Below are 20,983 nucleotides of genomic sequence, written 5' to 3'. Positions count from 1 at the left end.
AACATTCAACCCGACGGGTGGTTGAGCAGTAAACACAAATCATGCAACGGAGAGGCCATTTTTAACGGTTTACCCGCCTATCAGACTGGAATTGACTTTCGGTAACCGCCCTTTTTATCGAAGATGATAATCACATCTCCACCATTACCTGTTAAGTTCCGCCTGTTTCCCTCGTTCATTCTTCTGTTTGAAATCGGTAATACCATACTCGTCCAACGCGTTCGCTTTGGGGGGCGAGTAAATACGCGATCACCGATAATCTGCTCCAGGCAACGGTTGCGCGCGGCTATATCACCCGTTGTTTTGTAAGGATGCCCAACCGAGTCGGCATCGTACACCAAAATTATATCGCCATTAAAATCACTAAACCGGGTTGGCGGATTATCCTTGTAGCTATCATCTATCAAAGGCATAAGGAGCCAGCACTCCTCCCCATGTGCGTTTTGATACTGGTAGAGGTGAATAATTCCCTTATCGTATTTGGGCAAAAATTCTTTGTTACGGATACAAGCCCCCAGGAAATCGGCTAGAATGCGTCTTCGCAGCGGGTCGGTGTCGAGCTTTATTTCCTGCACGTTAGAACAAGGGGGCGGATTGCCTTGCTGCGCGTATGATTGATAGAAGAAGAGGAGCCACAGCAACTGCAGCCCGAGAGCCTTTTTTACCAGTTTCATAACGTCTGAGTCTACCGATTGCACGAGCCTCTCAGGCTTCGGCTACTTCGTGTTCCACTGCCAGAAAGTGCGTCAGGTCGCCCTGTGTGTTGCGCATTGGGCTGATCATAATTCGGCACAGATACGATTCGCCGTTTTTGCGGTGATTACGGGTCGTAATATTCACGGGTCGGGCATGGCGTAGCTGCTCCCCTACCTTCCGCATCAACGACATATTCGTATCGCTGCCCTGCAACAAGGAGGGCGTGCGGCCGAGCACCTCACCCATGGTGTACCCGGTCAGCGTCAGAAAACTATGGCTTGTCCACAGAATACTTTTTGATAGGTCAGTCAGCACGAGGGTCATGCCGTCCTGCAAGCTTTGGGCGTAGTACCGGCGCTGCTGCCGGGTGAGCTTCCAGTCGAAAATGCGGCACAGCCGGGCAAACAGGGCTTTCTCCCGTTCTTTAGCTCGTTGTTGAGCTTCGTGTAAGAGGGTAATTTCCAGGCTGGCAATCGGAAACGGCCGACAGCCCTCCTGTTGGGAAGGCCGAAATGACCGATTCAGCATTTCGACGTATGATTCAGAGACATTCATGAGATCGTGTAAGAGGAGGTGAACCAATTCGAAAACTACGATGAATAGGGTTCATTGTCAATTTTTTTTCGCGGAAATAATCAAGTGGTTTTCAAACGCATACCCTTCTTTAACGTCTGTATTGGCCATTTTCGGAGAAAGTTTTTTCACTTTTTTTTAGGCGCTCTCTTGCGTTGAATAGCCCGACGCACTACTTTTGCACCACGATTAAGGACAACGGCAACGGAAACTTAATCAGAAAAAATGGTGCGGTAGTTCAGTCGGTTAGAATACCTGCCTGTCACGCAGGGGGTCGCGGGTTCGAGTCCCGTCCGCACCGCTCAAAAAGCCTCTCAGTGCAAACTGAGGGGCTTTTTTCGGTTTTCACGTGCACTAAAAAAGTTTTTTTGTATCATTTAGTACCATAGAATTCGCCCTGTTTGATACAGATTTGATACACAAATTTTCGCTATATGTTTGAGCCGTTACTGACAAACAACGGCAACCATGACAGGAAAAGTAGCGTATCGAGTTCTCTACAATCGGGCCAATCGACTCGACACACAGGGTAAAGCATCAGTGATTATTGAGGCCATGATGAATGGTCGACGTCGGTACTTCAAAACAGGTATCAGGCTGAAACCAGCTGAATGGGATAAACGAAAAAACGAAGTGAAAGGTAATCCATCATATAACACGCTGATTCGAGATCGCATCCGCGAGTTGGAAACCTTTGAGCTCCGCTTCCCAGCCATTTTCGGACGTCCATTCACATTAGACGATTTTGACAGCTCTACAGATAACCAATCGTCTTCTGACTCAAAAGCTCCAGCACTGACATTTACAGAATTTGTCATCAGACAGTGTGAGCAGGATAAGCACAAAGTCTCTGAGGATACAACCCAACGCTATTTGCGTACCAATGAATATCTGAAGCTTTACAACAAAGACGTACCTGTACAATTCAAAGACATCACATACGACTTCGTTGAAGGCTTTGAATCATGGCTACGAGCATCTGGGCGGGCCAAAGAGAAGTCTACTATTTACAAACACCATAAGGGGATTAAGAAGTATCTAAGCTTAGCCACTCGCAAGGGCCTGTTTGATGCAAATACTAACCCCTATTTGAACTTCGCCATCAAAAACGGGGAGTCTATCATCGATGTAGTACAACCCAATGAAATACGTCGTTTAGAACAATTAGATCTCACTGGTGAAAACTCAAGGTATGCCATCTACCGGGATGCCTATCTTTTCGGCTATTACACGTTGTTGCGTATTAGCGACATAACACGCCTACGGCAGTCTCATTTGATAGAGACGGAAAGAGGGTTGTGTATCGATCTCAAAGCGAAGAAGACGGGGAAACATAACTGGATACCTCTTTACGAACTGCACCTTGATGAAAATGGTCAGAGCAAACCTGTGCAGTTGATTAAGCGATACACCCGCGATGATCAGAAACCATTGTTCGGCCGTACAGACCAGGTTATCAATCGGAATTTGAAGGTTCTATTCCGAATGGCCCGAATTAACAAGCCAGCTTATTTCCACACCGCAAGACACTCAGGCATCACCTTTTTGCTGGAGATAGGGATTCCTATGCACGTTGTTCAACGCCTGGCTCAGCATTCAAAGCCACAAATGACGATGAAGTACGTGCATTTGACCAATCATGATGTGGTTAAGATACTTTCCAGGACAGAATGGAATACCGGCTCCAATGCCAAGAGCCCACAAACATCAAAAACGCTCCCCAAGGATTTGTGAGAGCGCCCCACGACGATTATGCAGCACGATAATAAACACGGACAGAAGATTTCTGTAAAGCATTATCTCAATACTAACTTGAAACCCAAGTTAAGCGTACAAACAAATGAGGATGGATATGAGGAAATCCATCTTTATCCGATCTATGTTAGGATAAAAGTCAAAGGACAACTAACCCGCTTGAAGAGCAAATTAACAGAGTACTATTCTGAAGATGTATTTGCTCATATTCAAGGTGAGAATCCACTTCCTCATTATAGTCCGCTAATTCAAGATATAGAGAATGAAGAGTACATTATTATACAACAGATACTCAAGCAAAAACCGTTTGACAATCCAAATTTTAATTTAAATACTGCAGTTCATTGGAATTTTCACTATTGGCCCCCCTATTTGCTTGATACGGCGGTCAACTCGTACTTACGAAGTAGAGTTAATAATGTCTTTCAAGAAGTTGCAACGGAGGTGTACCACAATGATCAAGAGTGGATTAACATTGATGAGATAATACACCAGGTGTGGGTACATGATCCAGAATCTGAAGATGAAGGTGACTTAGTAGAGACTGCTTTACTACATTTTGGGGAAATCTTACCGGAATCACCCCGCACTGTTGCTGCAATGGTCTTTCTATACAGCCACTTCATAAAAGAAGTTAGAGATTTAAGAAACGAATACCCTCCTTCATTTTGGCAATTACAATACTACATTGATATCATGAGGAACGAATCCGGGCAATATGATCCTAAATACATTCCACCAATTGTTCGTAGAGAATTATTCACTATACGTGAATGGGTAACCGGTTCTTTTGAGGATCAGTTTATGAGGGTTATAGGCGATTCAAGGGCTCTTGAAGGGATAAAAATAGGCATCAACAAAATGCTAATGAACGACTCCGAGATAGCAATGGCTTTTAAGGATGCCGAGGAAAGGTGAAATAAATAAAATTTTATTTCACCTTTCCTTTTGTAATGAACCTATGGGCTTTACATTTGCTCTTGAAGGACTAAATAACCTTCTCAGAGCATGACACAGCATATCCCCCAGGTAAAGCCCTTAGCCATCGAGATAAGTGAATGGTTAACACCAGCTGAATGCAAACGTATATTCAAGCTGAGTAACACGAAATTCTGGCAGCTGGTAGCAAACGGCTACATTAAGGCTTACCGGCCAGACCCAACCCCTAATAGTAGGCTTACACGATTCCGCCGTTCCGAGGTTGAACGATTCTTTCTCACTGGTATCAAGCCTGAGCAATTAGCCAAAGCTCTATCCGAATAAATCTTCTCATTTAATTACTGCTTAAGGGCTTAACGACCTACTTATGGATAGCTATTCGCTATGGCCGTGTGGCATCGCCATGTCGTTTCAGCGCAGCTTACGAAGACACTAGACCCTGTAAGGCACTAATATACAGTCGCATACAAGATCGCAATGTAATTCTCATCCAACTAACTAAACGTTGTTAGTCTGCGCTAGATCAGGTCCTGAGTATGCCTTGAACGGCATTCAACTCATCTAGATGGAATTAAGAAAAACGGTCAAGTAGGGCAGCACTTGACCGTCTAATGCCTGTGCCGGAGGGACCGGCAAGGAGCCAAAAAGCACCTAGCGGTGCAAAGATTATGTAACATGGCAAAACTAACGGATGCACAATTCGGGAGCAAACTTCCTGAGCCAATCCTAATTGTTCGCCTTCGGGCTGAAAACCGGCGCAAGGACGCCATTATCGCAACTAAGAACCGCCAGATCGACCTTCTCATTGCTCAATTGACAAGTCAAAAGAGCCCACTGGCATCTAGCACCGACCCCCAAAGAACAGCTCTGTAAGCTGCTAGTCCAAAGAAGCCCATCGACCAGTCGATGGGCTTCCTCATACATAGTATAAGTAAGTTTCTGCACACTATGCCCCGCAACCGAAAAACCCAGTACAGTGCCTCTGAATGCACGTACATCAAGCCATTGAAACGTTTAATTGCCTTTGGCTTTTGGCGCAGTCGAACGCGCAAAACACAGCATATTTCCGAAGTAGCCAAGACAATTCTTGACTATGTGCAAAGCCAGATTAGCCACGAACCCATCTAAGTTCTACGGTGAAGCAGAGCCCCTGACCAATGGCTATCCACTTCAAAGTAGGCTCAATTCTACTTTTTCTAGCAGCACCTTACTTAGTGCTTTTCCAAGTCGCATTCCCTCAACGGCCGATTACGGACATCGAGCATTCTAGCTACCGCTTACCCATCCCCAATTTGATTTTAACTGCGTTCCTACAACCGTGAACAAAACGCTCACTGACGATATGGCTATTATCGCTATTGAACCCGAATCGGGCAAACCTAAGAATTCAACAGTCAAGCATTATAAGGGAGAAGAACCGCTCATTGTACGGCTCAAAAACTTTCTCAACGCGCGATATACCTTCCGGCTCAACATCGTTTCCAATGATCTCGAAGCTAAACCCGCTCGTTCTACAGCAGACTGGCTGGTACTTAACCCGGACGATCTCAACTGCCAACTTTACGAAGCCAACTATAAAGCGTTCGACAAACCCCTGTCAGCGTTGCTTGGCTCTAGTTACGTGCCGCGTTATGATCCCCTCGCGGCTTACTTCGAGCAGCTTCCCAAGTGGGATGAATCCCAACCCGATTACATACGTCAATTAGCAGGCTTTGTCAAAACAACAGACCAAAAATGGTTTGAAAGTATGTTTAAAAAGATGCTTGTACGAGTAGTGGCTTGTGGCATCGGTAGCCTTCCCTTCAACAAACATTGCTTTATTTTAAAAGGCGAGCAAAATGACGGTAAAACATCATTTGTTCGCTTCTTATTCCCTCCTGCCATGCAGCGTTACGCTACTGAATTCATTGATTTTCAGAGCAAGGATGGCTACATCAGCCTGGCCACAAACCTATTCGTTTTCCTGGACGACATGGATAAGATGCCAGAACCCAACATTGGCAAAATAAAAGCCATGTTGACCACTGCCACCATCAAATTACGAAGACCTTTTGGCAAGCGTGATCACCTTGATAGACGCCGAGCTAGTTTCTTTGGCACCACCAATCAAGATGAGTTTCTCACCGATACAACAGGCAATGTTCGCTGGCTCGTTTTCGACGTGCGAAAGATTCTCCATGACTATGGTGGCGAGAAAGGCTACAGTCAGAATATTGACATTGACCTGGTCTGGGCTCAAGCTTATGCCTTGTGTAAAGGGGGGTATGCTGCCGAACTCACAGGCGAAGAAATTAAGTACTCCGAAAAGAAGAATAAAGAATTCATGGTCCGCAGCTATGAGCTAGAGTTAGTCGAACAGTATATAAAGCCGAGCAAACCACATGCCCCTGGAGCTGAACATCTCACCGCCACTGACATCTACAATCGACTAGCCACTAAAACTCGTGCCCCTATCAATGTTTACAAACTGCAAACAGCCATCAAGGCCCAGTGTGGTAAACGCATAAGCAATCGTCACAAAGGCCAGAAATCTTACTCTATTCAGGGGTATTGGGTCATCATGGAATAGCACTAATTTTCTTTTTTTCTAATTATTTGCTGACTACAGTGACTACAAACCCCAAAAACGCCGTTCCCAGGCTCTAAACGCCTTTTTTTGTAGTCAGACATTGCTATTTTTTGCTGACTACAAGCTGACTACATCTGACTACATTTAATCAAAAAAACGATCATTTTGAGCGCATTTAGGGCCATAAATGGGCGTTTTTAGCCCTTTTTTACCCTTTTGCTGACTACAAAAAAGACTGACTACACTCCAAAAAGTGCCTCTACGGGCTCCAAACCGGCTTTGTAGTCAGTAGTCAGTGTAGTCAGACTATTTTTCGAAAAAATTCATCGAGCAATTAGCTATGTTTTTCTTCAACACAGCCCCCCACCAGGGGTAAAAAATTATGACAACAGCAACCGGGGTTATCGTGCAAACTTTTGCGGACGCGCTACGAGCTGAACGCTATAAGATTCAAGTGCACCATCCCCAAACAGAAGATGCCTTTTGGGTCGAGTACACTCCCGAGCAATTACTTCGGTCCGTTAGCTATTTGCGGTACAAGAATGGACAAGGCTTCAATATTTATGTTCGCCCAATAGGGTGGCAGTACGTGCTGCTCGATGACCTTACTCGGTCGTCGCTTACGGCGCTGGCTTCTCTAAAACCTTGTCTGCTCATTGAGACTAGTCCAGCCAATTACCAAGCCTGGTTGATTCTTTCCGAACTCCCCCCCGACCGAGCCAACGCCCTGGCCAATTGTCGCCAGCTAGCAGAGCAACTAGGCGGTGACCTAGCCAGCGCTGAGCCCGACCATGTTGGCCGTCTGCCTGGATTTACGAATCGTAAGGAGAAACATCGGCAAGCTAACGGCTATTACCCTTTTGTCCGCTTGTGCAAAGCGCACTACCGCCTGTCTACTTTTTACCCCTCGGGGGGGGGCGTGCCGAAAGAGGATGTATCAATACAGGCGATGCCTTCTTCTATTCATGCTACCCAGCTCAATAGTGAAAGCGAACATGATTTTGGAATTATCTGCGGTCTGATAAAGCTGGGACGTACTGACACGCAAATTACCGCTCATTTGCTCCAACACAGCCCTAACCTCATCCAACGAAAAGGCAGACATGTGCATAGCTATATCGAGCGGAGTATTCGTAAAGCGCGGGCCTGTTTTGCTGGGTAATACCGCCAGGTAATACCAGGATTTCGGGTAATACCGACATTTCAGGTAATACCGCTAGTAATACCGGCCGGGTAATACCAGGATTTTGGGTAATACCGCCGGGTAATACCGACATTTCAGGTAATACCGGCCGGGTAATACCAAGATTTCGGGTAGTACCGCCGGTAATACCGCCGGGTAATACCAGGATTTCGGGTAATACCAGCGGTAATACCGGCCGGGTAATACCAAGATTTCAGGTAATACCGCCGGTAATACCGGCCAGGTAATACCAAGATTTCAGGTAATACCGCTGGTAATACCGGCCGGGTAATACCAGCCGGTAATACCAAGGTTTCAGGTAATACCGGCCGGGTAATACCGCTGGTATTACCGTCTGCCCCTTCCTTGAAACAAGCAGGTATTACCAAAGTAGTACCGGTGAAGGACAAAAGACAAAGTGGGTAATACCGCTGGCAGAACCTAAAGCTCCCCAGTCCCTTCTGGTGTTGCGTCCTGAAAAAAGCAAGTGGTTTTCGCAAGCCAGAATTAAGCCTTGTTTTTAGGGCAAATCTGACCGGAAACAAAGCCAATTCATGCAACACTTTTTTTAGGACACTTTGGTATATTTATACCGAAGCCTACCGACGCGCCGTAAGCCTCGCATACCACCGGTAGCAATCAAGCTTGCTATCCACGCATCCATGAATGTGACTGTTTATGAACCAACCCAAAAAGATACCCAGCACCAGGAAAAAGAAGACTTCGGAAAAGGACCCCTATGAAGAGCCTACTCCTTACCTGAACCCTAACCATAAACTGGCCAACGTTAAGATTAACGGCGTCTGGCATCACTACAATGACGAAGGGGTAATGGTAGTGAGTAATCCTAAAAACCAATTAATCCCTGTTGCTCTCTTTGTAAGAGTTAGTAAAAAATCTCAAAACTATGACCGGCAGGTAGCCGATCTATTACCAGTTGCAAAACGCCAAGACTGGACAGTCACTCACATCATTGAAGAAAAGGGCTCTGCAACCAAACGTCGGTTGGCTAATCGCCCCGAGCTTACCAAGCTTTTAGAGCTGTGCCGATCAGGGGCGATCAAGAAGGTTCTTGTTACCGAGTTTTCCCGACTGGGGCGGCTACGTGGGGAGACACCACAAGTCATTGATGAAATAACAGAGCTGGGGGTTTCTATATATGCTCACAATCTGGGGATGGAAACCCTATTGTTCAACGGTCGTATCAATCCGGGAACAGCGATGGTGCGGGCAATTATGGTAGAAATGGCAGCTCAGGAGGTAGAGCGTAGCTCAGAGCGTATAATTAGTGGCCAACAGAAAGCGGTATTGGACGGTAAACACATTGGGCGACCCAAGGGCTCAATAAAGTCTGACCATAGTCTGTTAAAGGAGTATTCAAGCATTGTTGGCGATTTGCGTAAAGGTGACAGCATCCGGCGTATTGCTTCATACCGCGAGGTTTCTAAGGCAACCGTTGAGAAAGTAAAAGCAGCCTGGCTGCGTACCAATCCACCTACAGCTGAAAGCGTGTAATTCCCCTTGAATAGAATGCCACTAAATCACTACCGACACTGTAGCATAGCGGTATTGCTGCCGGTTTAGACATCGGATGAATCCATCAATTTAAGCTGCCGTATGTAAAGAACTTAATGGTTCTTGTTAACTACCTATGGGATTTAATTCATGAAATATCGTATTTTCCCATTTTGAACGGATTCTATACGCGCCTACCGCACCTTGTACTGACCTATGTTAGCCTGGGAGAACATGGCAGTTTCGTAAATGAATAACAAAATAAAGTTGTCTTCACACATTCGTCCACCACTACCAAGCAAAACTACAAATGGAAACTACTAAGCAAGGGACATCTTTGGATAAGCTGTACAATCTGAGAAAAGACTTCCTGGTAATCGGCCTTACCGGCCGCCTTGGGTCAGGCTGCACAGAAGTTGCTAAACTATTAAGAAGTCAGACCTTTTCTGCGTGCAATTTCCCTCAACCTATCAATCGGGATTTTACCAACAATGAAGCTAGGAAGTATCGTATAGTTTATAATTTCATGCAATCCAATTGGGATCCATTTACGCTAATTCGCGCTAGTGATATAATTACTGCTATACTTCTTGAGAATGAATTAGATGCTGTTATTTCATATTTAGCCAAGGAGTACAAAAAAGGTGCTAGCGATATTACAAGTTGGCTAGACAAAGAAATAGTTCACAATGGAAATACTTTGCGAAAAGAATACGAGGAGCTTCGTATTGAAAAGCTTGCAATAGAGGCAGTCGACGATAAAAGTGGTGATTGTGCTGATGTTGAACGAAAGAAAGATTTAGCTTATAAGTTTTATGTAGAAGACGGAAGGTTGTCAAAATTTGCAGAGTCCATAAAGCGTGTACTGATTGATGGGCTCAAAAGCTCAGAAAAGGCATCACCATATCAATACTTTGGCAATAATATAAGGATGTCAGGAAACGCCATTGATAATTCTAAGCAATCGGATGATTACTACAAAATCCCCAAAATATTAGATGAAATAATTGAGACAACACGTAGCAGAAACAAGCTTACGGGAAAGAAAACATGGATAGTTATAGATTCTATCCGTAATTCATTGGAGGCTTTTTATTTCAAAGAGCGCTACTCGTCGTTTTATCTGTTTGCTATCAATACTGACAATGAACACCGCTACAAACGCTTAGATAGTCATTATAATAAACGAGAATTAGAACGTTTAGACCAAGAGTATGATGATGATGTTAAGGCTCACGAAAAGTTTTATAAACAAGACATTAAAAGTTGTATCCAATCTTCCGATATATACCTTTATAACCCAACCGATGATGCAAATAGCGGGGATACTCGTAGAACACTCAAACAATCATTAATAAGATACTTAGCATTGATCTTACAGCCTGGTATAATAACACCAACACCAACAGAACGCTGTATGCAAATTGCTTATACGGCCAAATACAACTCCGGTTGTATATCCAGACAAGTTGGGGCGGTAGTGACAGATTCTTCTTTTTCAATAAAGTCAATAGGATGGAATAACACTGCTGAGGGGCAGACTCCTTGTTTGTTACGCAATGTAAATGATCTTATTACCAACTCAGATAGTAATGCTTTTAGCACTTACGAAAAAACAGGAAAAATAAGAAGCCTCTTAGAGACTTCTTACCCGCAGAGTGCCATAGACGAACGAAGTAACCGGTTACTGGGAAGAAATACGTCATTCTGTTTCAAAGAAGGGCAAAACTGCTTAGATGGCGAAAAGAACCAAGTACACACTCGTTCACTCCATGCTGAGGAAAACGCTATGCTTCAAATATCGAAGTATGGAGGAGAGGGTTTGAAAGATGGTTTTTTGTTTACTACTGCATCCCCATGCGAGTTATGCTCTAAAAAAGCGTTTCAACTGGGCATAAAAAAGATTTTTTATATAGATCCTTATCCCGGTATAGCAAAAGAGCAGATAATTGATTCAGGCGACAGTAACCATCAACCTGAATTATGTCTTTTCTCTGGGGCGATTGGTCGCGCTTACCATCAGATTTTTGAGCCTTTCATGCCCTATAAAGATGAACTGAAAATACGTCTGGATTACAATTACTCTACTGATCTTGAGACAGTAATCAAAAACGATGAAGCTGACACCAAAGCTTACATCAATGATCTACAAAACCAGAAAGATAAGATTGAAAAGATATTAAGACGACTAGCCGCCACCTCAGAAAAAAAACGAAAAGGTAAATCATCTCTTTTAAAACGATTAAATCTAGCAATTCATGCTAATCAATCTGCTACATCACCTCATGTGATACTTAACTCACATTTTGGACTGAGCGAATCGGAGTATCCACGCGCCGGGGAGAACATGGCAGACAATTAATACGGCCTAAGTGTAAAGTGATAGACTGAAGTTAGTATGTAACCTCACTATCTAATTTAAAGCAATCCACAACTTAACCTTACCTTTTATGCAGTACATAAACCCTATTGAACTATTTTTCCTACAAAACGTAGATCCTTCTACGATAACGACACAGGACATTCGAAAAGCGCGAAAAAAATTAATTGCAGAACTCAGTCTATCTGATTCTGATACTATTCAGTACAGAGGAATAAGCCTTAATAAATCTGATATAGAAGATATAACTAGCTTATTAGAGGATCCTGACAACCTTAAGGCATATCACTTTTTATCCAATTTCCCCACGTTAAATTCATTCTTGGCTACAGGCCAATTGAACTACTTTTCTTCCAACAAGTCTCAGCACCCCCCTTTGCCTGTTTCCCTAGATTTTATTGAAAAATTAGTCAGCCCTTTCTTTGCGGAACAATTTAATAAAGCACTAACAACTGCATTCAATGGTGGTGATTTTGTCACTGTACAAAAGCTATTCAGCAAACGCATTTTAGTTAAGCCCACGGATGAAAGTAAAGCGTATCGTGGAATCACCCAAGAGCTTGTAAATCGTATCAAGCGTATAGAATTAATTGATCATACACTGACAGTAAAAGGAGAAAAAGGAGAAAACCTTGATGAAAACATTGTGCAGATGCTCAGAAATGAGGTAAATGTTGAAATACTAAATTTACTACCCAAGTCTTTTCAAGCTTTGCGCAATCAGACTGCTTTGGCAATTCGAGGGTTATCAGTAACAGTTTTTAACCACTTTGGCAATGATCAAAAAGCACTTAAGTTACTTGAGTACGCCCTTAAGCTTAATCTAGATGGCCTCGCTAATGATAAGCTGTTAGCTGATAAGAAGCAGATTGATACCATCATCGCAGACCGACAAGACCAAATTCGAATTCAAGGTGTCTTTACGAAGTATGGAGGTATTGTAAAAGGAATTATAGACCATCTAGAAGCGGTAAAAAGTAAAACTACTTATCCAATAGCAATTAAGTCTTGGGCAATCCAGAACATTTCTGTCGGCGATATTAACCGATTGGAGGGCGAATTTTCTGAAATTAGAGATCAGATTGCGATTGGCTTAAAAGCACTATCAGTTGAAGTCTGGAATCAGTATAGTGACATTGACGTAGCAATCTTTTTGATTGATCTTTCTCTCACCATTAATATACAAAACTCTGAACTGAGCGAGAATATCAATAATGCCAAACGTCAACTAAGTGACATGAAAAGGCAGAGGGATTCAGCTCTACAATCTGTTTCATCTGTACCGAAGCCCAACCTTGTCCAGCCCAAGTTAAGCAGTGCTTCTCCAAAAGCTCCAACCCAATCAAATGAATCAAACGGCAGTACACTTTTATACCTGCTTGTTTTTATGTTCATTGTTTTTTTTATGGTTTTCTTGAATACGCAAGACGACACGTCCTCCGGATCAACTCAGTCTGTTGTAGATCCTACGGTAGATTATTCCACTAGTTCAACCACTCCTGACTCAACTATTATGACGATGGACAGCTCATCTAGTCCAGAGAAGCAATATGATCTACCCCTCTCCAATGAAGTTGAGCAAAATCCTTACAAAGGCAATCAATTAAGTAATGGAGCATCACCCTTCAGTAACTGCTTTGGTAAAGGTCGATACGGTGGCCAAGCCTTTATAATTTTTGATAATAGTAATGATTATGATGCTGTTGTTTCACTTGTAAATGTTTCCTCCGGGCAAACAATTCGTAATGAATACATTCAAGCTGGCAGCAGTTTTAAAATGTCACGGATACCAACTGGCATATACTACCTCAAAGTATATTATGGTAAAGATTGGAATCCATTAAAAGAAAACTTTTGCGGTACAACAGGAGGATTTGAGACGGAAGAGCATTTCAGCAAATCCGATGACCCAAGTGATTATCTACAGGTAGAGAACTCCGAATATAGTTACACAACTGGAAGTGTAACACTCTACGCTGTTCCTAATGGAAACATGAGTTCACAACCAACTAATGCATCTGACTTTTTCAATCGTTAACCTTATCCAAAATGCAAGATCCAATGCGTATTCCAAAGCTTTATCTCGACATCGTCAACCAGATATTTGAGATAGAAAAAAAAGCAAACAAACTACAGGAGAGCAACTCCATTCAGCGGAATATAAACAAGCTTCGTGAGATATTACAGAATGATTTATCAGAGCAAAGCGAAGAACCAGCTGGATTGATTTACCATAATCCAATAGGCGAAGATTACAACGAGACACGGACCGACTGTGAAGCCAGTATAGCAGGCAGCAGTACCGAAAACTTGAAAATTACGGATGTTATAAAGCCAATCATCCGATTCAACAGAGGAGGAATTAGCCTGATCGTTCAGAAGGGTATTGTTGTCGCTGAAGCAATCTAAAAACTTAAACCTTAATCCTAGACATGGAAAACATGATTAACTATGGTATCGATTTAGGTACCACCAACTCGGCAATTACAAAATTCATTAAAGGAGATGTTACTGTTTATAGTAATCCAACTGACTATGGCCGTAACACTTTACCTTCTGTAGTTGGATATAAGAAAGACCGAATTTTTATAGGCAGTAAAGCAAAAGAGCTACTTGAAAAAGACCCGCGCAATGTAGTTGGCACCTTCAAACGGAAAATGGGTACGTCCGAGAGTTATAAAATTAAAGCAATTAACGATTCCAAAACACCTATAGATCTGTCTGCTGCAGTTCTTAAAGAGTTAAAGACGTTTGTATCTACAGGTGATTCCCTGGACGCAGCTGTTATTACCATACCGGCATCTTTTGATACCATTCAATCTAACGCTACGAAAGAAGCTGGCCTACAGGCTGGTTTCAAACAAGTTGTTCTTCTACAGGAGCCTATCGCTGCAAGTTTGGCTTACGCCAACATGAAAAAAGAAAAAGACTTACAAGATGGTCAATGGTTAGTCTATGACTTTGGAGGGGGGACTTTCGATGTGGCGCTTATTCGAATCAAGGAAGGCGAAATGAAAGTATTGGACCATGAAGGTGATAATTACTTAGGTGGAGCAGACTTCGACCGTTTGATTGTAGAAAAAGTACTAGTCGCCAAACTGGAAGAAAAATATTCCTTTACTGATCTAGAGACATCTTTAAAAAGTGCTTCTGGACAACTGAACGCACAATATTATGTCATGCTTCGCCGAGCTGAAGAAGCTAAAATTCAACTTTCGGCAAAAACGTCCGCTGAGATAGTGGTTGATGGACTGACGGATGAAGATGATAATGAGATTGATGAAGAGATTACAATAACACGATCTGAATTCAACGATCTCATCCGGCCACATATCGACGCTACGTTGGATATGATCAAACAAATACTGACCAGAAATTCATTGCGTCCTTCAGACATTCAGTTTACATTAATGGTGGGAGGGTCAACGTATATTCCTTATGTTCGTCAGCGAGTAGAGGAAATCCTCCAAATTCCTGTTAATTGCGAAATTGATCCGACAACTGCGGTGGCAATTGGGGCGGCCTATTATGCAGCCACAAAACCGAAAGAATTAGCAGGTACTACCAAGGCAAAGGCCCAATCTCGCTTGTCCATCAAGGCTGCCTATGAAAAAATGTCCAAAGAGAAGGAGGAGATTTTTTCAGCCAGAATTACAGGCGACGTTAACGGACTCTTCTACCGTATAACACGAGAAGACGGAGGCTTTGATACAGGATTAAAGAATCTAACCGAACGTATTAACGAAGATTTACCACTTGTTGAAGGCGTCTACAACTTCTTTAAACTGACTATTTATGACGCCCAGAGCAATATTATCGAAACGGGTCTAGATATTATCGGCATAAATAGTGGATACGGAATTAGCGGACAGCCTTTACCAGAGGACATATGCTTAGTAGTAGATGATGAAGATAATATTGGAGATACAAGACTCTTTCCTGTTTTCCAGAAAAACTCAATTCTTCCACTTAGGAGATCGATAACAAGGCAACTGAATAAAACGGTACTCAAAGGGGCTAGCGAAGACATTATCCGCGTTAATATTTTAGAAGGTCCTCATACAGCGCTTCCAGAGGCAAATAAGACGATTGGTTATTTAGAGTTAACAGGACGTCAGCTAACCCGAGATGTTCATAAAGGATCCGATATTGAAATTACTATTCAAATGTCTGAATCGCGTGATCTAATAATTTCAGTCTACCTGACGATGGCAGATCAGGATTTCATGGGAACCTTCAATCCAAAGGCTCGCCACACCCCAATAGGTAAATTGCGGCTTGATATTGATAGTCTGTCCGAAAAACTAGAAGCAGAGATCGAAGAGGCTACTGAGCAAGAGAATTATGAAGTCGCGAAAGAATTATCTGGTTTACGTAAAGATGTGGAGGTAGTTGCTGAACAAATTAGCTCAATAGCTGATGATGATGTAACAGATGCTCGCTATCAATTAGAGGATAAAAAACGAAAACTTGCTCAGTCAATTGATTTTGCAACAAAAGATAAGCGTTTTACAGTAGCTCGAATCAAGTATTCAGAAGCAAGAGATAAATGCGTCAAGATCGTAGATGAAAACGGTAATGACTCAGAAAGGAAGCATATAAGCGACATAATAGCCCAAGAACCAATTTTCTTGAATGGTAATAATCTGAATAAAATTCAGGAAAAGACTGACGAAGTTTTAGCTATTCAATGGCAAATCCTTTGGCGAATGCCTAAATTCTTGACGAACTATTTTGCTTATCTAGTTCAGCAAACTCATCGTATGAACGATCAGGAAAAAGCCAGATCCTTTGTTGATGCAGGTCGTTTTGCAATTGAAAGCCAAAATTGGGAAAGGTTAAGAGAGGTAAACAGTTCTCTAATAAATCTACTACCAAGGTCTAACCGCGAGGAAATAAATACCATCATTGGCTTTTAACAAGATGATTTTTTACTGATAGCTAAGCTTAAATTTTTCTGTACGTATAACGTCAGACTTGAAATGGGTACGCATTTCCCAAGAATCGAGAAAAGCTATGGCTCGGGCAGGCTTTGCTACTAGTCCCAGTGTTTGAAGATCACACTAACTACCTTTTTGTACGATTGTAAAAATCACCACAGCCATTAAACCCTTATTCATCGGGTGTAAAAATCCTCAATGCTTTCATGATTCAATCCGCCAGCAACTACCCCCTTTCCATTCTTTTCAATCCAGACCAGAATAACAAATACATTATTCCCAAGTACCAACGCGAGTACGTTTGGCAGCAACATAACTGGGAGGCTCTTTTCGACGATATTCTCGAAAACGATAAAGGCCATTTTCTAGGGTCGATCATCTGCATCAACCACAGCACCGATGCCCTGCAAACCCTGCGGCTCGAACTGGTCGATGGGCAGCAACGCGTGACCACCACCTCGATACTTTTTGCTGCGTTGTACACCTGGCTTAACCAACATGCCGATAAATCGGACATTAACATACTGGTGGAGCTGGCGGGTATTCAAAACAAACTGATACAGAAAAACAGCCCGGCCGTTACGCGGCTCGAACCCTCGTTGCAGGGTAAAAACCTACCCGATTTTGAGTATGTGCTTAATCAGGCGGGTGTGTTGAAGCGCGAAGTCGATAAGCTGGCCAACGTAGGCAAACGACGCATCGAACGAGCCTATCGGTATTTCCTCAGCCGCCTGAACGAAACCGACGAAGACGGTATCATGCGATTCAACACGGCATCGGTACTGGCTTTTCTGGAAAAGTTAAATGCGGCATCGATGGTGAAAATCGAAGTCAGCAGCCATTCCGACGCGTTTACCCTGTTTGAAACCCTCAATAATCGGGGTGAGCCTCTATCGGCGCTCGATCTGATCAAGAATAAGTTGCTGGATGTACTCGAAAAGCAGAACGTCAATACACTGGATCAGAACTTCGAACGGTGGACCCGGCTACTCGACCACCTGACCGACGACTCGGCTACCCAACAGCGGTATCTACGGCATTACTACAATGCGTTTAAGTATCGGCCCGAGGTCGCTGTCAAAGGCTTTTCGAAAGCAACACGCTCCAACATTCTGGACATTTACTCCCGATTGATTGACGCCGATGTTCGTACCATTTTCGACAACCTGTACGATAAAGCAAAGCTATACGGCCGCCTGGTACGACCGGACCACCCCGACAATCCGGCCCTTGTTACTCAGGCTCTGCTCGATTTACAGCGTATTGGCGGAGTCACGTCGCAGGCGTTTTTGTTGTTTTTGGTCGCCAACTACCCAGACCTTTCCCCCAACGACCTGGCCGCCATTGTACGCTTGCTGGTTACCTTCTTCGTGCGTCGTAACATCACCGATACCCCCCCTACACGCGACCTCGACAAGCTATTTATCGACCTAATCGACTGGTGCCGACAGCACGAACAAACACCCACGGAGGCACATATCCGGTCGTTTTTACGTCAGCCTGTTTGGTATGTATCCGATGAGTTATTTCGTCAGAAGCTCATGGGCAACGTCTATCAGGACAATGTCGACGCGGCCCGCTTTTTACTGTGCAGCATCGAACGGACGCATCAGACACTCGAAACCTATACCGATCTATGGCGACGTCTGGAAAGTGGCCAATACGTCTGGACCATTGAGCATATTCTGCCTCAAGGGAAGAACCTCCCGGCTGAGTGGGTCAGCATGGTAGGTGACAGCGACGCCACTACCGCCCGGCAAATTCAGGAACAGCACGCTCATAAACTGGGTAACCTGACCATTTCGGGTTATAACAGTTCGTTGGGCAACCTGCCATTCAATGAAAAGCGGGATCGGAAAGACAAGAAAGGCCACCCGGTTGGTTACCAGAATGGCTTATTCCTGAATGAAACACTGGCCCATAAAGAGACTTGGAAAGCCGAAGACATTACCGAACGAACGCTGTATCTGGTCGATACCTGTGTGGCGCTTTTTAGCTTGTAAGGAATAATAAACCGCTTTCGCGAGAATATTATCATCGAATAAGTTGCTGAATATGGATACGAATTGGAATAATGTTCAAGCCATCAGAGCCACTTTCAGTGTTTTGTTCGAGAATCGAACCGACCAAGAACGTCGCGATGATGCCGCTCAGCTGCTGTCGTTCCGCTTTATGAGTGAAGTAGAACGGATAATGGACGAACGAGGCATGACGAAACACGATCTGGCTGAAGCCTTAGGTACGTCAACCGGTCACATCACGCAGTTATTCCGGGGAAACCGAATACTGAACTTCGATATGTTTGCTCGATTGGAAAAAGCGCTATCGGTCAACTTTACTATCAACTCACGTTAGCCTGGCTACAAGCCACCACCTATCCCGCTACACACGCTCATGATACATTCTTGATACACCCGACGGACAACCTCTGTAAGTAACTGTTAATCAAAACAGTCACCCAGTCCCGTCCGCACCGCTCAAAAAGCCTCTCAGTGCAAACTGAGAGGCTTTTTTGTTGCTCCTTACAAAGAGATTATCTCATATGTTTCCTGGCTACGATTTTGATAAAAAGCTTGACGTCGTCGGAGATAGTGCCATCACCAGACTTTAAAAAGTACTTTTCTGAGCCAGAATCGATACCCCACTCGGTTCGGTCAATGGTCAGCGCACCATTTAGCTCGACCGTTCCGTCCATTCCGTCCTTGAAGTGCATTTTTGCCCGAACGGTAACTGCCTTCGTGATCCCTTCAATAGTCAGGTTACCCGTAATGTTCAGATTACCTTCCGCTGTGACCCGAATACTTCCATCCGTTGGAACGTTTGCACTTGCCCCATTCTCCGGCTCAACCTTCGTAATAGTGAACGTAGAAAGGGGGAATTTCTTTACATCAAAAAAGGAGGGCAACTTGTTGCGTGGACGTTGATCGTCCATCGTTTCCTGAATGGTCGTCATGTCGATTTCAACAGTACCGCCCACCAAATGACGGTCGCTCCGGCGATCCGATTCGATGGTCAATTCTCCCTTTTTCAGACCGACGTTGCCCGTACGGCTACCATCGCCCCGAAACGTAGTACCTTCCCATCCACCCAGTAGCATAGACCCTCTCCATACGATAGCGCTTTGCTTCGGATCGATGCTATATTTTTTCTGCCCCCCTTTATTGTAAAAGTCCGTGATGGTCCTTCCATCATACCGATACACACCGGTCGCATCGCCAAACCAAATACTACCATCGTTCGCTTCCAGAAGCCCAAAAAAAGCCTTTCCCGACTTGATCTCGGTAACGATGGGGGTATCACTATGGAGCGACGTTGCCTCGTACCGGGAAAGTGCCTGAACCGTCCAATTGGCCGGATTTACGGGGCCCGTCGTCCAAATATTTCCTTTTTTATCTTCGATTATCGCATATGCCCCTCGCTCCGATACCTTCGTAAAAGTCCGGCCGTCGTAACGATAGAGACCACCGGTCCGGCCTACTCTAAAGCCATTGTAACCGCCCAGCCAAATGGTACCTTTTCGATCTTCGATTATGCTCCAAACGTCGAGAAAAGGCTCGCCTTTATGGGTCAGCGTGGTAAACGTTTTCCCGTCGTACACAAAGGCGTCGCCCCTTGTGCCTACCCACAATTTCCCGGTTTTATCTTCTAAGATTGTATGAATATCATGATTCCAATGTCCTTCTTTATAAAAAAGGGGAGCGTTTGGCGAGGTGAAATTTCGAAATGATTTCCCGTCGTAGCGACTGATTCCGTCGGCAGTGCCGAACCAGATAATACCATCTTTATCTTCATAAACAGACCTAACCGAATTACTGGCGAGGCCCTCCTTCGTGGTAAAATGTTGAATGGTTTTGCCGTTGTCATAATAAACGCCGGCATCCGTAGACGTGAACCAAAGGTTGCCGCGTCGATCTTCCAGAACATCCCAGAATTGGTGCGGACCCAGTTTACGGGTAAGATTCGTGAACGATTTCCCCGGCTCGTCGGGCAGGCGGGCATCGTACCGAAACACATCCCCAAAGGATGCATTGTTGGGGCCCGCCATCAGAATGGTGCCATCTCTGCCTTTTTTCAGATTACGCACCATCAGGTTGGGACCTATGTCTTTGATTTCGGTCTTGATGGACTCCTGTGTTTTATTGGGCTGGTTTTGTCCGCAGGAAGTAAGCCAAACAGACAGTACGAGCAGAGCGTATAGGCGGAAGTAGTTCATCTTTTTCCCTTTTTGGTATCAACGAATTTGGGCTGCACCGGCAGCACGGCACGGCGGGGGCCGTCTCTACGGTGCCCGGCATTGCGGTGGTCAGCAAACCTACCAGGCTTTGTTCGGAGATGTACCGGAGGGATAGCAAAAGAATGTTAACGAAACGTAAAAGTTACTTATACAGGCTTCAAGGTTTTACTGTCCATAGTAAGGTAAGCAAACCACACTT

At 44.1% G+C, this 20,983-nt stretch carries 14 protein-coding genes and 1 tRNA gene; 12 read left to right on the top strand and 3 right to left on the bottom strand.

Annotated features, from left to right (window positions below; all coding sequences use genetic code 11):
- Positions 1-80 precede the first annotated feature (80 nt).
- Positions 81-674, bottom strand: a complete 594-nt coding sequence (locus RUDLU_RS0118135; protein ID WP_019989830.1) for a hypothetical protein — start codon at positions 672-674, stop codon at positions 81-83.
- 31 nt (positions 675-705) lie between these two features.
- Positions 706-1,251 (bottom strand): PAS domain-containing protein, encoded by a 546-nt coding sequence (locus RUDLU_RS0118130; RefSeq protein ID WP_027303184.1) that lies wholly within the window; start codon positions 1,249-1,251, stop codon positions 706-708.
- Between the two features lie 245 nt (positions 1,252-1,496).
- On the opposite strand from RUDLU_RS0118130, the gene RUDLU_RS0118125 reads away from it, so the two are divergent.
- The 12 genes from RUDLU_RS0118125 (at position 1,497) to RUDLU_RS0118050 (ending at position 18,905) form a co-directional block, all read left to right on the top strand.
- A tRNA-Asp gene (locus RUDLU_RS0118125) sits at positions 1,497-1,570 on the top strand.
- A 167-nt stretch (positions 1,571-1,737) separates the two neighbouring features.
- A complete protein-coding gene (locus RUDLU_RS0118120) occupies positions 1,738-3,003 on the top strand; it encodes a site-specific integrase (RefSeq protein ID WP_019989828.1) in 1,266 nt (421 codons plus the stop codon).
- 18 nt (positions 3,004-3,021) lie between these two features.
- Entirely contained in the window at positions 3,022-3,942 is a 921-nt protein-coding gene (locus tag RUDLU_RS0118115) for a hypothetical protein (protein ID WP_019989827.1), read from the top strand.
- 1,339 nt (positions 3,943-5,281) lie between these two features.
- Positions 5,282-6,532, top strand: coding sequence for a VapE domain-containing protein (locus RUDLU_RS0118095; RefSeq protein WP_157580264.1), 1,251 nt, complete (start codon positions 5,282-5,284; stop codon positions 6,530-6,532).
- A 382-nt stretch (positions 6,533-6,914) separates the two neighbouring features.
- Positions 6,915-7,694, top strand: coding sequence for a DNA-primase RepB domain-containing protein (locus RUDLU_RS28850; RefSeq protein ID WP_019989822.1), 780 nt, complete (start codon positions 6,915-6,917; stop codon positions 7,692-7,694).
- Between the two features lie 699 nt (positions 7,695-8,393).
- The gene (locus RUDLU_RS0118080) at positions 8,394-9,230 is read left to right on the top strand and encodes a recombinase family protein (RefSeq protein ID WP_019989820.1); all 837 of its coding nucleotides are present in this window, start codon (positions 8,394-8,396) and stop codon (positions 9,228-9,230) included.
- 310 nt (positions 9,231-9,540) lie between these two features.
- Positions 9,541-11,592 (top strand): cytidine/deoxycytidylate deaminase family protein, encoded by a 2,052-nt coding sequence (locus RUDLU_RS27710; protein ID WP_019989819.1) that lies wholly within the window; start codon positions 9,541-9,543, stop codon positions 11,590-11,592.
- Between the two features lie 88 nt (positions 11,593-11,680).
- Positions 11,681-13,648 (top strand): hypothetical protein, encoded by a 1,968-nt coding sequence (locus RUDLU_RS0118070; RefSeq protein WP_019989818.1) that lies wholly within the window; start codon positions 11,681-11,683, stop codon positions 13,646-13,648.
- An 11-nt stretch (positions 13,649-13,659) separates the two neighbouring features.
- Positions 13,660-14,019, top strand: a complete 360-nt coding sequence (locus RUDLU_RS0118065; RefSeq protein WP_019989817.1) for a hypothetical protein — start codon at positions 13,660-13,662, stop codon at positions 14,017-14,019.
- Between the two features lie 23 nt (positions 14,020-14,042).
- Entirely contained in the window at positions 14,043-16,529 is a 2,487-nt protein-coding gene (locus RUDLU_RS0118060) for an Hsp70 family protein (RefSeq protein ID WP_019989816.1), read from the top strand.
- A gap of 227 nt (positions 16,530-16,756) precedes the next feature.
- The gene (locus RUDLU_RS0118055; RefSeq protein WP_019989815.1) at positions 16,757-18,553 is read left to right on the top strand and encodes a DUF262 domain-containing protein; all 1,797 of its coding nucleotides are present in this window, start codon (positions 16,757-16,759) and stop codon (positions 18,551-18,553) included.
- Between the two features lie 52 nt (positions 18,554-18,605).
- Positions 18,606-18,905: a helix-turn-helix transcriptional regulator gene (locus RUDLU_RS0118050; RefSeq protein WP_157580262.1), complete on the top strand. Its 300-nt coding sequence runs from the start codon at positions 18,606-18,608 to the stop codon at positions 18,903-18,905.
- Positions 18,906-19,083: 178 nt separating this feature from the next.
- Here RUDLU_RS0118050 and RUDLU_RS0118045 read toward each other — a convergent pair whose 3' ends face one another.
- Entirely contained in the window at positions 19,084-20,637 is a 1,554-nt protein-coding gene (locus RUDLU_RS0118045; RefSeq protein ID WP_245581687.1) for a two-component regulator propeller domain-containing protein, read from the bottom strand.
- Positions 20,638-20,983: the final 346 nt, after the last annotated feature.

The sequence above is a fragment of the Rudanella lutea DSM 19387 genome (assembly GCF_000383955.1).
GTDB classification, from domain to species: domain Bacteria; phylum Bacteroidota; class Bacteroidia; order Cytophagales; family Spirosomataceae; genus Rudanella; species Rudanella lutea.
This window is presented reverse-complemented; position numbering and strand designations above follow the sequence as displayed.

What these genes read in the sequence shown, in the direction of transcription:
- RUDLU_RS0118050 (WP_157580262.1), top strand. Translation starts at nt 18,606, where the DNA reads ATGGATACGAATTGGAATAATGTTCAAGCCATCAGAGCCACTTTCAGT.
- RUDLU_RS0118120 (WP_019989828.1), top strand. Translation starts at nt 1,738, where the DNA reads ATGACAGGAAAAGTAGCGTATCGAGTTCTCTACAATCGGGCCAATCGA.
- RUDLU_RS0118135 (WP_019989830.1), bottom strand. Translation starts at nt 674, where the DNA reads ATGAAACTGGTAAAAAAGGCTCTCGGGCTGCAGTTGCTGTGGCTCCTC.
- RUDLU_RS28850 (WP_019989822.1), top strand. Translation starts at nt 6,915, where the DNA reads ATGACAACAGCAACCGGGGTTATCGTGCAAACTTTTGCGGACGCGCTA.
- RUDLU_RS27710 (WP_019989819.1), top strand. Translation starts at nt 9,541, where the DNA reads ATGGAAACTACTAAGCAAGGGACATCTTTGGATAAGCTGTACAATCTG.
- RUDLU_RS0118115 (WP_019989827.1), top strand. Translation starts at nt 3,022, where the DNA reads ATGCAGCACGATAATAAACACGGACAGAAGATTTCTGTAAAGCATTAT.
- RUDLU_RS0118060 (WP_019989816.1), top strand. Translation starts at nt 14,043, where the DNA reads ATGGAAAACATGATTAACTATGGTATCGATTTAGGTACCACCAACTCG.
- RUDLU_RS0118065 (WP_019989817.1), top strand. Translation starts at nt 13,660, where the DNA reads ATGCAAGATCCAATGCGTATTCCAAAGCTTTATCTCGACATCGTCAAC.
- RUDLU_RS0118130 (WP_027303184.1), bottom strand. Translation starts at nt 1,251, where the DNA reads ATGAATGTCTCTGAATCATACGTCGAAATGCTGAATCGGTCATTTCGG.
- RUDLU_RS0118070 (WP_019989818.1), top strand. Translation starts at nt 11,681, where the DNA reads ATGCAGTACATAAACCCTATTGAACTATTTTTCCTACAAAACGTAGAT.
- RUDLU_RS0118080 (WP_019989820.1), top strand. Translation starts at nt 8,394, where the DNA reads ATGAACCAACCCAAAAAGATACCCAGCACCAGGAAAAAGAAGACTTCG.
- RUDLU_RS0118045 (WP_245581687.1), bottom strand. Translation starts at nt 20,637, where the DNA reads ATGGTGCGTAATCTGAAAAAAGGCAGAGATGGCACCATTCTGATGGCG.
- RUDLU_RS0118055 (WP_019989815.1), top strand. Translation starts at nt 16,757, where the DNA reads ATGATTCAATCCGCCAGCAACTACCCCCTTTCCATTCTTTTCAATCCA.